The sequence below is a fragment of the Bacillus sp. DU-106 genome (assembly GCF_004799705.1).
GTDB classification, from domain to species: domain Bacteria; phylum Bacillota; class Bacilli; order Bacillales; family Bacillaceae_G; genus Bacillus_A; species Bacillus_A cereus.
This window is the reverse complement of record NZ_CP026607.1, coordinates 880,148-896,930: the sequence shown is the minus strand read 5'-3', so window position 1 is coordinate 896,930 and position 16,783 is coordinate 880,148. Positions and strand designations below refer to the sequence as shown.

Here is a 16,783-nt window from a genome sequence, read left to right as displayed (position 1 = left end):
AAATCTCCTCTCAAAACTTCATATTCATACATTTTTTTAATCAAGCTAACTAAAAAATATTAACTATTAATTAATTCCTTTCATAGTGTATAACATTATATATCTATAGTAAATACGTTTCCGGCCTTATAACAAAAATCGCATATATATAACTTATAATGAATGTATATAAAAAAACTTTAATCAGCCCTCACCAATCGGGCTTTTACGGGCAGCCCGGTCCCCATCTAACTTTTTTGCTTTCGCTGAATTTTGAGGTAGGGGTCTTACTACTCGGCAAATAGCGGGATAAAAAAGCGATTAGAACATGTCTCCTAATCGCTTCGCCAAATAAAAAGCTGATTAAAAATAATATCTTTAATCAGCTCTCTATTATCTATGAAATTATTCTTCAATTAAATTAGACATTACATATGCATACACTAATGCTTCTGTATGCGCAATAGAACTTTCATGTGTACGTTCAAATGCGTGAGAAGAATCAATACCCGCTCCAATTAAAGCATGTTTCACATCAAATCCCGCGCGAATCGCAGCTGATGCATCAGATCCGTAGTATGGATAAATATCTACTTTATATTCAATATGATTCGTTTTCGCAAGCTCTACTAAATTTTTACGCAGTGCGTAATGATACGGGCCGCTAGAGTCTTTTGCACAAATAGATACTGTATATTCATCAGATGCTTGTCCATCACCTAACGCTCCCATATCAACTGCTAAGTATTCAACAGTTTCTTCAGGAATGTTAGAATTACCACCGTATCCAATCTCTTCATTATTAGAAATTAAGAAATGCGTCGTATATGGTAATGTTACGTTTTCATCTTGTAATCTTTTAATTAATTTTAATAAAATCGCAACACTTACTTTGTCATCTAAATGACGGGATTTTATGTATCCACTCTCTGTAATTTGAACACGCGGATCAAATGAAACGAAGTCTCCTACTTCAATTCCTAATTCGCGTACTTCATCAGCTGAAAATACGCGCTCATCAATACGAACTTCAATATTTTTCTCATCGCGTTTTGCTTCACCTGCATCTTTATATACATGTACAGATGTTTGATGCATTAAAATCGTTCCTGTATATGTCTTGCCACTTGCTGTTTCAATTTCGCAATATTCCCCTTCTACAGAGTTCCAGCGAAATCCACCAATCATAGAAAGACTCAGGCGACCATCAGGCTTAATTTCTTTCACCATCGCACCTAACGTATCAACGTGTGCCGTTAATAAGCGGTGCTGCGCATCATTCTTCCCTTTTACCGTTAAAATAAGAGCTCCCTTATTATTACGTTTCGTTTCTACGTTCCACTCACTGACATAGTTTTCAATGAAATTAATAATTTTTGCTGTATTTCCAGATGGACTCGGAATAGAGACAAGCTCCTTAATCAGTTCCATCGTTTCTTTCGTATGATGTGCCATTGTCGTTTCCTCCTCATTTTCTCTACTATTCAGTATACAAAATTCGCCAGAAAACCTCTACTTATATAGCTCAATTTTCTAAATTGTAGTAAAATTCTTTTTAGTATACAAAAGGAGTCCTGAAATATGAATATATCAAAAAAATATATACACATTGCACTCATTTGGTTTTTAGCATCATTATTTTGTTTACAAATCTCTTATGCCATTCATACTACTACTTCTATTACAATCGGCTGGATATTAACAGCTATCTTCTTCATTATTAGCTTCATTGCAACAAAAAAGCATAGCGTTACTCATTAACGCTATGCTTTTCCTATAAAACTATTCTTCTGAAACGTCTAATAAATAAATCCCTCTTTCAAATCCACCGCGCTCTATCTCTTTTTGCTTACGAAGGCGTTCCACATCTTCAATCGATGCACCTTCTGCACGTGCTAATGAAATGATAACCTCTAGCGCATCTGCAAGAGAATCTAGTGCATGTTCGCGTTCTTTCATAGAAGCAAATTCACGAATTTCTTCCGTTCCAATTTTCGCTAAAGCTTGTATGTAGGCTTGACCTGTTAATTTTTGTGCTGTATATGTTTTTCCAGACATTAAAATCTTCTCTGGAACACGATCTCTTACTAACTTGTTATATGCTGACATCATTCATCCTCCTATATTTAATAACATCCGAGCTCTGCTTTATAGAAAAACCATTTTTTCTTCACGCATGCACTTAACATATCAATTCCTGATCCATGTGCTCTTACATGTGGAAAGAAATAGTGCTCTAAGTCTTCGTCCTTACCATATAGAGTTTGATACTCATCTGGAATCGCTTCTTTTTTCACATCTTTTTCTTTCGTCACCCCGTCAGAAAATGCAACACTTGGATGTCCCTCAAAAAATAACGCAGTCCGAACTGCCAAAGATGGTGTACTATGCAAAGCAGAATATGTAAGCAAAATAATAGTGATAACACCGATCATTTTCTTCATGTATTACTCCTAAAAAAAAGTGCTAACACAATTATACTAAAATGTGTTAGCACTTTCTCCCCTTTATCCCGAATTAACGAGCTAATAATCAGTGAGGAATGGACAAACTTTATTCCCCTTTAAATGCTGGTAAACGTTTCTCTAAAAACGCAGCAATACCTTCTTTATGATCCGCTGTTTGTCTCATTGCATATTGACCACGCTTTTCTAATTGCAATGTTTGCTCTAAATTAGAACGATTTACTTCACATAAAATTTGCTTCGTTTGAATCATTGCTTTAATCGGCTTTTGTGACCATTCATTAATCTTCTGCTTCACAGCCGTTTGGAAATCTTCGCCGATTACTTCATCAATTAAGCCGATATCAAGCGCTTCTGTCGCTGATAATTTCTTACCTTCCCAAATAATTTGCTTCGTCATATTTTCACCGACGCGCTTTTGAAGGAAGAAATGACCGCCTCCATCTGGAATTAAAGCGATTCCAATAAAGTTCATTGCAATAACAGATGATATATCCGCCATTACATAATCAGCTGTTAACGCAATACTTAATCCAAGACCTGCAGTTGGTCCATGAATTGCACTAATAACAAGCTTTGGCATCGTATATAATGTCACGACAACTTCAGAAATGGTATTCATAATACCATCAAACTTACTTTCATCATTACTTGAAAGCATCGATTTAATATCCCCACCCGCAGAAAAACCACGGCCGTTCCCGCATAACACAACGATATGCGCAGAACTTTCCGCTACTTCTTTTAACTTTTGTAATAACTCTTTTAAGGTCGGCTCATCCAACGCATTTAACACCTCTGGGCGATTGACCATAACCGTTGCAACGTGGCCTTCATATTTCACAACGACAGATTCTGTTTTACTTGTTATTTCCATTATATATACCCCTCTTTTCTCCATAAAGATTATACTTATATAATTATAGAGAACCATTGAAAAATCCTTCTTTTTTCTCAATTTTCTGTCTAATAATCTCGCAATTTGTACATATACCGTATAAAACATACAATTCCGTTGAAAAATATAGAAATTAAAGTCGGTTTATCCATGCTTTTCATCTATTTACCATTACAATGAAATGGTGTATTCTTAAGTTTGATAAAAAAACAAATATTGAAATTCATTCGCCTTACTATGTAAAAAAGGCTTTATACCCATCTTTTGGGTGTTGTAATAAAGGAATGAAGAACTGGAGGAACATATGGTTAATAAGTTGAAACAAACGGATAACTACTTCCCACATTTCCTATTGCTATTCATTGTGTTTCAACCAATTTTAGATTTATTAACATCTTTTTCAATCTATATACTACACATGAGCGCAACAGTTGGAGTTGTAGTCCGTTTCGCCTTTATGCTTCTTGCATTAGGATACCTACTTCTTCATCACAAACAACAAGATGCGAAAAAGTACATCCTCTATTTATGTTTACTCGGAATCGCACTCGCAATCGGTCTTGTAAATAATATGATGGTTAAATCTCCAATTTCATTTGGAGAAGAAGTTAAATTTATCTTAAAGAGCGTATATCCAATTGTGCTACTGTTTGGATATATTATCGCCTTTAAAGAGCTAAAAAATAAAGAGTATGTATTTCATAAAATCATTACATATTTCTTATATGCAACTTTAATTTTAAGCATCACAATGATTGTCGCAATGCAAACTGGAACGGATTTCCCAAGCTATCCTCACTCAAAAATCGGTTCAAGAGGTTGGTTCTTCGCTGGAAATGATTTAAGTTCTCTTTTCGCCATTATGTTCCCAATCATTGTCTTATATTCGATTCATAAAACAACTTCTTTCTCGAAAATATATTACTGGATTCCAACAATACTTGCGATGTATGCAAGTATTATGGTCGGAACGAAAGTCGGATATGGCGCAATTGTTATTACATTAGGCGTAGCACTTTTCTTCTCATTCATTGAGTACATGATAAATCGTAAAAAAGAAGGAAAAGGATTCACACATATTGTAAATACCGTTGTTGCCGCTGTTATACTAGGAGGTTTAATTGTTCTTACACCGCATACTCCTATCGCAAAAAATATGGGCATTCACATGCAAATATACGAATACAAAAAATCAGTACAAGAAGAGAAAGATCGAAAAGAAGGAAAAGTAATTAAAGAAGATCCAGAAGATGCAAAAAAACATGCAAAAGGTGAACTTACAGATTCTGAAGTAAAAAGTTTAATTTACAGCGATCGCGACAAATTCTTAAAAACATACAAACAGTACTATAAAGACGCACCGCTTTCACAAAAACTATTCGGAATGGGTTACGCTGGTAACTACACAGATAAAATTAAATTAATTGAAATGGACTTCCATGACCTATTTTTCGCATTTGGCATTGTCGGTTTCCTTATTTACTTAATACCACTTCTATACTTTGGTATTACATTATTCACCCGCATGATCACAAACTTTAAGAAAATCATGACCGTAAAGTATATGCTATTAGCGAGCACACTCATTCTATCACTTGGCATTGGCTTTATGTCTGGCCACGTATTAACAGCGCCAGCCGTTAGCATTTTCTTCGTTGTTATTCTCGCTTATATCATTGTTGATTTTGAAATTGAATAAAAAGAAGGTGCTACGAAATATTAGTAGCACCTTCTTTTTTATTTAATTAATGTTTTACGTACTCTAAGCTTTCTTTTGCAATATACGCTTCTGTTACAGTAGGATTATCTGAAATAACTTTAACCCACGCTTTTCCATTTATTATTTCTTCACCAGTAACTGTGACAACTACATTTGTATTTAAACGATACAGTCGCTCATTTGATATACTAGGATTCTTTTTCACTTCCACGTTATTCATCACACGTGCAAGTTTGTACTTGTTGTATTCTTTTTTACCTAAATAAGAATCAAAACGGTTCATATGCCCCGCTACTTTTTTACCCCAGTTCGCATCAGATGCATATTTCGCATTTAAACCAGCAGCTTTATCACCTGTATATGTTGCTGTATAACGCCAATGTCCTGGATTTAAATATCCTTCATTCATGTATAATTTTGCTGCATGTTCAATACAATCTTCTTTTGAATTAAATGCTTCCCCGTTACCATATGGGCTATCGTCTGTTGCTTTTAAACCAAATAAATTATTTTTGTTTTTTGCAAGAGCGCTTGTTCCATAATAACTTTCATGAATTGCTAATGAATATAAGAATAATGCATTTACATTATACTTGCTTTCTACTTCTTTAAATTTCTTTCCTAAACCAATTAATGGAGAGTCTGGCTTAATCGATTTCACATAACTATCTAGTTGTTCAGCTGTATAATCTGTTTTCGAACGTAATGATAAATAATTGAAATATTGATAGAAAGTTTCGTCTCCGAATGTCTTTCCATCTACACTATACATTTGCTGTCCTTGCTTCATGAAAGAAGGTGCCACACCATATCTAAATTCTGTATATCCAGGTGAACTTGTATTATATGTATAATATTTATGGTATAAATATCCATCTGATTTCACATAATAAGACGAATGTTTCATTTCATTGGTAGGAATTAAAGTGATTTCATTCTTCTTCACATAACCTGTCAAACCAGAAAGTTGAACTTTCACACGATCTTCGCCAACTTCTAACACTTTCAATTCTGTTCCATACTGAATATACGTATATACTGTTGCTAAATTCTCATCATAAATATTAATGATGTTTTGCCCAGTTATTCTTTTCGCACTTGCAAAACCATCTTTAATCCATAAAAATTCGTTCTCGTATTTTACCGCATTCATACCTTTATTTTGAGCAGCCGTAACCGCTTCTTTATACGTATTATAGCGCTCTACTTCTTGCTCTGTTCCGTTTTCTCTTACATTTGTCACAACATATTTCTTAGTTTCTACAGGATTGGTATTTCCGTTTTTTTCAATCGTCTGAAGCATGCGATCCAACATAGCTGAAGCCATCCCTCTTGTAGCTGATAAATGTGGTCTAAATGTATTATCTTCTGGATACCCTTTAATAATTTGAGTAGCCACCATAACTTGCACATGCTCTTTATAGTTAATACTATCTTTGTCAGTAAAGGTAAGCGGACTTACAGCTACTTTAATATTTTTATAGTCTAACGCTCGCTTTACCATGATCGACATTTCTTCACGTGTAATCACATCATTTGGTGAGAATGTCTCGTTCGTACGACCATTAATAATTTTCGCTCCATATGCTCTACTTACACCATCATATAAACCGTAAGTCTTCGGCACATCCTCGAAATTCGAATCAGCTTTCGGTAAATTTAAAGCCCTTGCTATGAATGTAGCAAACTCTGCTCTTGTTACTAATTTATCAGGCGCATATACATTGTCCCCATACCCCATTAAAACTCCTTTAGTAATAAGTGAGCGCATATTCGTCTCAAACATATGTCCTGTAATATCATCATTTGCCGCATAACTTGAAATAGGAGTTAAAAGTAATGATCCCGTTAATGCCACTGCTGTTATACCTTTTGAAAAAGTCTTCAAGGTTATCCTCCTCGTAATCTACGAATTTATTATCACAAATTTGATTATATAATAATCACAATCATTTTAGCATAATAAATAGGAATTAAAATAAAACGTTTTTTAATTAGAATTTTCATTACATTCAAAACAAAATAAAAGACACTTTACTTTTTTAATAAAGTGCCTTTTTCCATATGATCAATGAGTTTCTTTGTTGCCTGTTTGCCTTGCAACCGAAGCTCATCTATTGTCAATTGTAACTCTTGCTGCACAGTTCCTTGTTGCATTAATTGCTTTTTCGCAATTTCATATAAATATTCAGCACTCCATTCGCCATCCACACTTCCTATAACTGGCTGATTCACTTGACTTAAAAACGAATCAATTTTCGGATCGTATGAAATCCCGACCATTGGAGTTTTGGCTACAGCAGAAAAAACTAGTGCATGAAGACGCATACCAATTAGTAATGAACATTGTGATAAAATGAATATTTTCTCGTCGATATCCATTTTATATGGAAGCATATACGTCTCTTCTCCCATTAAGTCTACTACTTCACGCGAAGCTTTTTGATCAAATGGCTCATGCATTGGAACAAATAGAATTTGGTATCCTTCTTGCTTTAATTTTTTTAATGCCGCAGCTAATTTTTTTATATAATCTTCTTTTGCATTCCAATAACGCACACTAACCGCAATTACTTTTCCATGTATCGAATGCTTTTGCAACCAATCCGATTGTTTTGTCCGTTTCCATGTTAAAACAGGGTCTGGAACAATTTCAATATCGTTTTTTATGCCAAGTTCTTTTAAATATAAAAACGAATCCTCATCTCGAACTGATACATAGGAAGCTTTTGACAAGTTCCATTTTACTAATAGACGATTATATCCTTTTGTAATTGGACCTATTCCTTGTGAATAAATATAATACGGCTTTTTTAATAATCGAGCGAGTCCCATAATACCCGTATAATATAGAATACTCTTCGTACTTGTCTGATCTTGAAGAAGGCTCCCGCCACCGCTAATAACTCCATCACTGTTTTTGATTGCATGATAAACAGCTTTTATATCCCAGCGATCTACCGATTCTACACCATACATTTCCTTTGTATATTTAGAATCATTTGATAGTACTACTAGTTCTATATCCGGGTTCTCTTTACTTAACGATTCAATAATTGATTGTAGAATCGCCTCGTCTCCAACATTATAAAAACCATAATATCCTGATAAGACTAAACGCACCCTAAATCTCCTCCAAAACTAGGTAACCGTTTATTTCATCTAACATAAACTAGTACCCATTCCTTACCTAAACACTTGATACCCTACATAGTTTCCTCTTTATCAGTTCATATGAATTATAATAAAAAATTAAATTTCTATATTTATCTTTTCAAAAATGGTATTTTGTTTATTGATATCCATTTTAATTTCAAAGCACATACACCATACAAAATGGTTGTAATACTTAATGCTATACCACTGAATAATAACGTCATAATTCTTGAAGATGTAATATTTATCACATTACATAGTTCATACAATCCTAGTCCCAAAATACATGCTATTGCTAGCACACCAAAAAAGCTTTTTAAATGAATAGAATAGGCAATATAGCTTCGAATATACAAATGATTTACAATACAAACCAATACGTAAGTAATGAATGTACTATACGCCGCTCCATCTATGCCAAACTTCTGCACGAACATTATGTTTAACACGACTTTCACACAACTCGCACCAATAACAATCCATGCAGCTTGTGCAGAACGGTTAATGCCCTGTAAAACACCTATTGATAATACCATAACCGCAGTAAAATACGAACTGCCAATCATAACTGTTAACATACTACTGCCTTTTACATCTGTGAACAATCCGACATTTAACGGTACTGTTAATGCCATCAACCATATTGTTAACGGTGCTGTCAAAACATGCGCTAGTCGATTTGTATTTTGAATTGTTATTTTCGCCAAATTTATATCTCTTTTGGCCAATGCGGAAGTTAAGAGTGGTATTAACGGAAATACAATTGCGCTTGCAAAAATAACAATTATTTGCGTGAATGCAAAACCGCGACTGTATATTCCAAATTGTTCTTGAATTTCTGTTGATGATCCTTGTAATACATGCGGTATTGTAAGCGAGTCTACTAAATTTAAAAGTGGCATTGATAAAGCTCCAATAGCGATTGGGATCGATACCCGCAATATCTTTTTGCCGTTTTCTCTTAAATCTCGGAGCGAATAGGAATTGCTTTTATTGTAGTATGGACTTCTATTATATTTTATACGCAAATATATAAGCGAACTAATGACTCCAAGAAAAGAGCCAACCATCGCACCACTAGTAATAACAGTATTACTCTTATCCCATGATACTAGTATGTAAGCAATTATTAACATAAAAAACACACGTACAAATTGCTCAATGACCTGTGATACCCCTGTTGGTTTCATATCACCGAAACCTTGAAAATACCCTCTATACACCGCCATGTATGGCGCAATGAGTAATGCTAATGAAGTAATAAGCAACGGCATTCTAGTTTCTTGTCCACCAAGCATATTTGCAATTTCAATAGAAAATAATACAATGACTAAACAGCCGAAAACGCCAAATGCTATCCCAATAATTGACGCTGATTTAAATAATTTCGCAATTTCCTTTTGCTTATTTTTTTCGTTCAACTCTGCAATTAGTTTCGAAATTGCAAGTGGAACTCCGGCTACCGATAATGTAAGAGCAATCATATATACAGGAAAAACAAGGCGGAAAATACCGAGCACTTCATCTCCTGCAATATTTTGTAATGGAATTTGAAAAAAACTACCCAGCAATTTCGACAAAAAAGTTGTAATGGTTAAAATTGCTGCTCCTTTTACAAATGTTTTATTCATATTTTTTCTCTTTTCTTTTATACATATACTCTCAAACATATTGTTTTAAACGATAGGAATTCACTTTATCCCATTGGTTATCATAACAAATTTATTATAGGTTGAATACTTGGTTTTTTTTTCAAAATAGAAAAGAGAACCCATTTAAGCCTGTCTCTTCACAATATTTTTTCTAATTCCTTCCATTATGTATGTACACACTATAACCGTTTCTGTTACGCAAAAAGAGCCCTTCCTCCCTATCACTGCGATACATATTACTAAAAACATTATAAAAATATCCCACAACTCTACATTATAATTTATGTAAGATTGTGAGATATTCTAATTACCATCTAAACACTTAAGATTTTCAATTGCTCTTTCTGTTCATCGCTTGCCATTACTGCGATTGTTTTTTCAATACTCGGATGTACTTGCTCAAGCTTTACACTTGCTCCTACTTTATTTGATTGCTCAACAAAATTTAATAAGGCCATAGCTCCTGATACATCCATATAACGCACATCTTTCATACGTAAAATAACCGGTGACTTCACATCTTGTAAAGTAGAGAAAATACGATCTACTGATAGGAAAGAGAGCGGTCCTTGAATTGTGTACGTTTCTTCTTTTTCTTTTACGATAGAAGTTTTACGTTCTTTACATTTCACCATATATATGATGAACGAAAGAATAATACCGAATGCAACAGCAATCATTAAATCGAACTTCACCGTTACAATCATCGTTACGAGCATAACAACGACATCACCTTTAGGAGCGACATGCATCTTTTTCATGCTTCCCCAATCGAACATTCCAATACCAGTTAAAATTAAAATACCTGATAATACAGCAAGTGGAATATATTGTACGACCGAACCAAGACCCATAATAAAAATAAATAAGATAACACTATGCATACATGCCGAAAGTGCCGTTTTACCGCCACTTCTTATATTCACGATAGACCTTACAGTCGCACCTGCACCTGCTAATCCGCCAAACAATCCGCTCATCATATTACCGATACCTTGTCCGACCAGTTCTTTATTACTTTTATGACGTGTACCTGTCACATTATCCATTACGACCGATGTTAACAACGAGTCAATCGATCCTAATAAAGCAATACTAAGCGCTGGCAAAATAAGTGCTGCTATTCCTGTTCCACTTAAAGATGGAATATGAAGCGTAGGCATCGCTTCTGGAATGGTTCCAATCTTTTCAATTACTTTATTTAGTGAAAGATTTCCGATAATCGGTAACTTTACTGTAAGTCCTTCGAGTAAGGAAGAAAATAAAGGAAGCAAAGCTGTCACACCGACTAGTGCTACTAAACTAGACGGAATCGCCTTAATCCATTTACCAGAAACAATCATTACAATAATCGTTAACACAACAAGTAAAAAACTATTTTGTACGTGCTTTATTTCGCCTAAAATAATGATTAATGCAATACCATTCATAAATCCCGAAACGACAGGATACGGAATATATCGAACGTAAGAACCGAGCTTACATACACCGAATAAAATTTGAAATAACCCTGCCATCATAAAGGCAATAAAACTTGCCTCTAACCCGTGCGTCGCAATAACTCCTGTTGCAATAACGGTAATTGGTCCAGTTGGCCCTGTTACTTGCCCAGGTGTCCCGCCAAATAACGCTGCGAATAAACCTGCAAAAATCGCACCATACAATCCAACAAGCGCTCCCTCAGACGTTCCTGTCGCGGCAATACCAAATGCAATCGCAAGTGGTAACGCAACAATCGCAACAGTAAATCCTGCTAAACATTCCTTTGCTATTTTTTGAAACATAAAAAAAACCACCTTTGTATAAAGTCCATGTTCCATTGTACACCTAAAAAGATACATTCGTTAGCTCACTTTTTACATTCTCGTGACGTAAACGTATTCAATGAAAAGTTTCCCCCTTATCTTTGGAAACAATTGCAACTATGCTATAATGAACAAATTAAATCTTTTACTATATACTTGGAGGCACTATGCTAACTTTTGAAGAAAAATTATCGATTATTGAATCTTTCCCAGAACTAGAAAGAAAGAACGTATCATTAAAACGTGTAAACTTCCACTTTGAAGAAAGTCGTTTAGATAAAAAGAACGTTGTATTTCATTTACACCCAAATGGAAATGGATTTGTATATGCAAGCGGTATTAAAGGTTATAAAACAGATGATAAAGGCATGGTTAACATCCGTGAGTTTTCAGCAGAGGAGTTACGTTCAGTAATTGAGAAATCAATTGACCTTCTATCACAAGAAGAAGTAGTAGCACCTGTAGAACCTGCGAAAGAAGAAGAATGGCAGAACGAAGATGGTCATATTCTTACTCTTATTTCAGAGGATGACATGTGGAACGTGTACGCTGGTGTAAACTTAGACGGTACATTCAACTCTTATCCAGAAGCTGCGGAATACCTTGATGAAGAAGGCTTTTCACGCAAATAAAAATAGAAACCTATTTCATTCAACGACTTTTATAGTAATCAAAGAAGACACTTAAGGTGTCTTTTTTTGTTATATAAACTCCTTTCTCACACTATCTCTATTAATTTTCATAAAATGATTCAGAGGAGGTTTATATGAATACAACTGCTAAATTAATAAATTGGAAAGAACATGGCGATATGATTATTCTAGAATGTGAATTAAATGGAAAACGCTTCGAGATATCAACATATAAACAACGAATATATAATGCACACCTTTTATCAGCTGACGTTTATATTCGTTTAGACTCATCTGATAATATAATTGGAATAAATATTTATAAAAAGTAAGAAAAGCCCCCTATTCCATAGGCGGGCTTTATCTTTATTACACAACATCAGAGTATACTCTCTTTTTTCATACAGTTTATGTAATTATACATATTCATCAAAAAATACACTGAATGAATATTACATGTAGTAAAATATAACTTGTGGGCACGTTCTATAAAGCAGATTCTTTTAAAAGGCGTAACATATCAATTATTATAGGGGATGTGGCGTCACTTCGATATTGATCTCAAATCTCTTGTCTTTTGTGAACTAACAATCTAGTGTATATAGACGATTCTGCTTTATAGTGTGTGTTTACACTCATAACAAAGGGGTAATGGTAATACGGATAGATTCCGATTCGTATGAAATGAAATGGTTCAAGTCGGAGAAAGGCACCTTAGGGTGTCTTTTCTTTTTGTATTACATCCACTTTGTGTTTCCACCTTATTTCAAATGCGCTAATTAACCTTCACCAAGAAAAAATGAGAATTAACAAAGATATTGTTTCTTCTGTTTAATACAGAAAAATGCAGGATACCCCATAGATATGGGGCATCCTGCATTTTCTATTTTTTCGCACCTTTCAACGACTCCCTCAGTACAAACTTCTGCAACTTCCCGCTCGCATTACGAGGGAGTTCATCTACAAATAAATAATGACGCGGACGTTTATAATCTGCTAGTTCATCACTTTCTTTGCAATACGTTTCTAAATCAGCTTCTGTTATTGTTTCATCTTTCTTCACAATAACTGCCACAACACGCTCTCCCCATAATTCATCTGGCTCACCAAGTACCGCCACATCTAATATACCTGGATGACTATGAAGGAAATCTTCAATTTCACGAGGATAAATATTTACGCCACCGCTAATTACCATATCGTCAACGCGATCAGCAACGAATAAATAACCGTCTTTATCAAAATAGCCTAGATCACCAGAATGATACCATCCTTTATACATCGATTTTTTATTCGCTTCTTCACGATTATGATAGCCAGCCATCATAGTTGGGCCGCGTAAAATAATTTCTCCCACTTCATAAGGAGGTAATACATCATCTGGTTCTGCCGGTGCATCCTCGTTCGGTTTCACAATACGAACTTCATGGCTAAAACATGGCGTGCCTGCTGAACCAGCTTTCGTAATTTGATCCTCCTCTACGAGAAATGCAACAACTGGCCCCATTTCTGTCATTCCGTATATTTGAACAAGATCAATATAAAGACGTTCTTTACATTCCTTCACTAACGCCGGTGCCATTGCTGCTCCGCCATATATACCGATTTTCATTGACGTTAAATCATACTGAGCTAAATCTTTTTGCAACAACATATTCCACATCGTCGGCGCTGCAAAGAACGTCGTAATCTTTTCTTCTTGAATCGTATGTAATACTGTTTCTGTATCAAAATGATGCAAAATAACATTCTTTCCGCCAACTTGAATGCGTGGTATGATTCCGGCATTTAATTCACCACAGTGATATAAAGGTGCAACAACAAGCCCAACGCTATCTCTATTATATTTTAGGAAATACGTACAAATCATACTATGCTCAGCCATTTCACGATGGCGATGTAACACGCCTTTCGGATGACCTGTCGTACCGCTCGTATACAGCATAGAACAATAATCCATTTCATCAATTTCGATATTTACTTTCTCAGAAGATGCTTCATTCACTTTTTCATGGTAGGAACTTGCATAGGAAGGTTTATCGTTTTCTATAGACCAAAAAGATGTATTTGGAAAATCTCTTTCAATTATAGCAACAGTTGACTCAACTGCTTTTTCAAAGACAACGACTTTCGAGGATGCGTCCTGAAGAATATAAGATACTTCTTTTGCTTTTAAGCGGAAATTAATCGGGTTAAAGATCGCTCCAATTTTCGCACAGGCTAAGTAAACGTTTACAAATTCATGGCAATTATATAAGTAAACAGATACCGTATCTCCCTTTCTTACCCCTTCTTCTAATAGAGCGTGCGCTGTTTTATTTATTTGTTCATCCCACTGTTTATACGTCCAGCGAATATTTTTTTCAGGTTCCACTAACGCCTCTTTATTTGGATACTTACCAACTGATAAATCAAAAATTCTCCCTATCGTCATATACATGCCAACAATTTCCCCCTTTTCTCTTTCATAAATCTATCATTTCGTCCATAAGTAGACATTGTCCTCTAATGATTTGACTAATTTTTCTGATTATTATCGACATAGTTTTACATACGGTACCGCTAGGCGGTAAATGAAATTATATCGGCGATTTTCCAGATATATCGACCGTAACTTGAAATATATCAACCACAACTCAATTTATATCAGCGATTTTTCAAATATATCGACTTACCGACAAAAACTGATAAGATATAATCGGACCGCCTGCAGGATAAAAAAGAGGTTGTTCCGACTCGGAACAACCTCTTTCTTCTTATGCAAATAGCTCTTCTAAAATTTTCAGTTTATCTTCTGTATATTTCACAAAGCCATCATTATATGATTTTGGATCTTTCGGATTCGCAAAGTGCGTAATTGCTTCCGTCTTCGGGTGAACAAATTTACTTGATGCACCACAACCAAGTCCGATAATTGATTGTACTTCTTCCATAATGACAATGTTGTAAATACTTTCTTGCGTCGGCATTGCATAACCAACGTTCTCTAAGTTACCTAAAATATTCTTTTGACGATATAGGTAATATGGTACGTAATTATGCTTTTGCGTCCACTCTTCTGCTTCATGCATCATCGCTGTAATTTCTTCGCGACCTGCTACTTTATATTTACGTTTGTTTTGCGTCATTTCAGAAGCACGTTTAAATGATAACGTATGAACTGTTAATGATTCTGGCATTAACTTTTCTGTTTCATCTAACGTATGCTTGAAGATATCTAACCCTTCACCAGGAAGACCAATAATTAAGTCCATATTAATATTGTTCATTCCCATTTCACGAGCTAAATGGTATTTCTCAATTGTTTCTTCTACAGTATGATGACGTCCAATTGCTTTTAGTGTCTCTTGATGGTATGACTGCGGATTAATACTAATACGGTCAATATTCCATTTATTTAACACTTCTAGCTTTGCTGGCGTAATTGTATCTGGGCGACCTGCCTCAACTGTTACTTCACGCACATTTTTCACATCTGGGAACGCTTCATACATTTCTTCATACAGCATATCCATCTCTTCTGCTGTAATACTTGTAGGTGTACCGCCGCCGTAATAAATCGTCGTAACTTTTACACCTTTTTCTTTTAAAAACTTACCAATTTCACGAACTTCATAATGTAAACCACCTAAGAACGAATCAACAGATCCTTGGCGTCCATTAATTGCATAAGCCGGGAATGTACAATATGCACATTTCGTTGGGCAGAACGGAATACCGATATAAATACTTACTTCTTCTTTCAAACGGTATAAATCCGGAACAACTGCTAATTGGCAATCAACAATGCGCTGAAGAAGTTCAATTTTCTCTTCATGAATTAAATAACTTTCACGAAGTTCTTGATGCGCTTCTTCTTTTGACATACCATTTTGAAGCATTTTGTGAAGAAGTTTCGTCGGACGTACTCCCGTTAAAATCCCCCAGCTTTGTTCAATACCAGTTAACTGCTGAAGAACAGAAAGATATACATAAGAAACAACGTGTTTCACTTGCTTCATACGCTCTTTTTCATCTGTAAAAGCAGATAAATCTTTTGCGAATGTTTCTTCATACACATTTCCAGTCGCAACATCTGTTAAACGAGCAGATGCTTTCACATTCTCTTCAATGTGTATATCAACGATAAGATTTGCTTCCTCTTGTTCAAATCCAATCGTACTCTCTTCAAAAAATAAGCCGCCAATATTTTGTAGCGGACGTAAAAAACGATCATCTTGTAACGTTTTAATTGAAATTAACAACATTATCACCTTTTCATTTGCAAACTCTCTTTAGTTTACTTGAAGGGCGTTTGCAGGTCAATACAGAAGGTTTTACCTGTTTCTCTTACATTTTTTCAAATAATTCTTTTTATGAATATTGCTCATGTATATAGACATCATGATTTTCTCTTGTTAAAATTTATTAGTGTTAAAATCGATACATAGTGAAAATACAATATAAAAAGGAGGACTGTTAACACTAGATTCCACA

General features: G+C 34.9%; 14 protein-coding genes. 4 read left to right on the top strand and 10 right to left on the bottom strand.

Annotation, left to right across the window (positions count from 1 at the left end):
* Positions 1–384: 384 nt before the first annotated feature.
* On the bottom strand, positions 385–1,434 hold the full coding sequence (locus C3Y97_RS04680) for a M42 family metallopeptidase (protein WP_000930080.1): 1,050 nt from the start codon (positions 1,432–1,434) through the stop codon (positions 385–387).
* A 126-nt stretch (positions 1,435–1,560) separates the two neighbouring features.
* On the opposite strand from C3Y97_RS04680, the gene C3Y97_RS04675 reads away from it, so the two are divergent.
* Positions 1,561–1,740 (top strand): hypothetical protein, encoded by a 180-nt coding sequence (locus C3Y97_RS04675; RefSeq protein WP_001027083.1) that lies wholly within the window; start codon positions 1,561–1,563, stop codon positions 1,738–1,740.
* A gap of 21 nt (positions 1,741–1,761) precedes the next feature.
* Here C3Y97_RS04675 and C3Y97_RS04670 read toward each other — a convergent pair whose 3' ends face one another.
* The 3 genes from C3Y97_RS04670 to C3Y97_RS04660 form a co-directional block, all read right to left on the bottom strand.
* Positions 1,762–2,088, bottom strand: coding sequence for a nucleoside triphosphate pyrophosphohydrolase (locus C3Y97_RS04670; protein ID WP_001277350.1), 327 nt, complete (start codon positions 2,086–2,088; stop codon positions 1,762–1,764).
* A gap of 17 nt (positions 2,089–2,105) precedes the next feature.
* Positions 2,106–2,423: a hypothetical protein gene (locus C3Y97_RS04665; protein ID WP_000738198.1), complete on the bottom strand. Its 318-nt coding sequence runs from the start codon at positions 2,421–2,423 to the stop codon at positions 2,106–2,108.
* Between the two features lie 109 nt (positions 2,424–2,532).
* A complete protein-coding gene (locus C3Y97_RS04660; protein ID WP_001999174.1) occupies positions 2,533–3,345 on the bottom strand; it encodes an enoyl-CoA hydratase in 813 nt (270 codons plus the stop codon).
* Between the two features lie 301 nt (positions 3,346–3,646).
* On the opposite strand from C3Y97_RS04660, the gene C3Y97_RS04655 reads away from it, so the two are divergent.
* Positions 3,647–5,041 carry an O-antigen ligase family protein gene (locus C3Y97_RS04655; RefSeq protein WP_000247523.1) on the top strand — a complete coding sequence of 465 codons (1,395 nt, stop codon included), beginning with the start codon at positions 3,647–3,649 and terminating at the stop codon, positions 5,039–5,041.
* Between the two features lie 46 nt (positions 5,042–5,087).
* Here the strand turns inward: C3Y97_RS04655 and C3Y97_RS04650 are convergent, their stop codons facing one another.
* The 4 genes from C3Y97_RS04650 to C3Y97_RS04635 all read right to left on the bottom strand — a co-directional run bounded on the left by C3Y97_RS04650 (position 5,088) and on the right by C3Y97_RS04635 (position 11,654).
* Complete coding sequence (locus C3Y97_RS04650; RefSeq protein ID WP_136363077.1) at positions 5,088–6,950, bottom strand: S-layer homology domain-containing protein; 1,863 nt, start codon at positions 6,948–6,950, stop codon at positions 5,088–5,090.
* 146 nt (positions 6,951–7,096) lie between these two features.
* On the bottom strand, positions 7,097–8,185 hold the full coding sequence (csaB, locus tag C3Y97_RS04645; RefSeq protein WP_001241591.1) for a polysaccharide pyruvyl transferase CsaB: 1,089 nt from the start codon (positions 8,183–8,185) through the stop codon (positions 7,097–7,099).
* A gap of 143 nt (positions 8,186–8,328) precedes the next feature.
* Complete coding sequence (locus C3Y97_RS04640; protein WP_001044001.1) at positions 8,329–9,849, bottom strand: putative polysaccharide biosynthesis protein; 1,521 nt, start codon at positions 9,847–9,849, stop codon at positions 8,329–8,331.
* A gap of 335 nt (positions 9,850–10,184) precedes the next feature.
* Positions 10,185–11,654, bottom strand: coding sequence for a SulP family inorganic anion transporter (locus C3Y97_RS04635; RefSeq protein ID WP_000486653.1), 1,470 nt, complete (start codon positions 11,652–11,654; stop codon positions 10,185–10,187).
* A 188-nt stretch (positions 11,655–11,842) separates the two neighbouring features.
* Here C3Y97_RS04635 and C3Y97_RS04630 point away from each other — a divergent pair, with 188 nt between their 5' ends.
* A complete protein-coding gene (locus tag C3Y97_RS04630) occupies positions 11,843–12,307 on the top strand; it encodes a hypothetical protein (protein WP_000954998.1) in 465 nt (154 codons plus the stop codon).
* 134 nt (positions 12,308–12,441) lie between these two features.
* The gene (locus tag C3Y97_RS04625) at positions 12,442–12,639 is read left to right on the top strand and encodes a hypothetical protein (RefSeq protein WP_001098258.1); all 198 of its coding nucleotides are present in this window, start codon (positions 12,442–12,444) and stop codon (positions 12,637–12,639) included.
* A gap of 551 nt (positions 12,640–13,190) precedes the next feature.
* Here C3Y97_RS04625 and C3Y97_RS04620 read toward each other — a convergent pair.
* Positions 13,191–14,747, bottom strand: a complete 1,557-nt coding sequence (locus C3Y97_RS04620; protein WP_000281991.1) for a fatty acid--CoA ligase — start codon at positions 14,745–14,747, stop codon at positions 13,191–13,193.
* A 316-nt stretch (positions 14,748–15,063) separates the two neighbouring features.
* The gene (locus tag C3Y97_RS04615) at positions 15,064–16,554 is read right to left on the bottom strand and encodes a coproporphyrinogen III oxidase (protein ID WP_136363075.1); all 1,491 of its coding nucleotides are present in this window, start codon (positions 16,552–16,554) and stop codon (positions 15,064–15,066) included.
* Positions 16,555–16,783 lie beyond the last annotated feature (229 nt).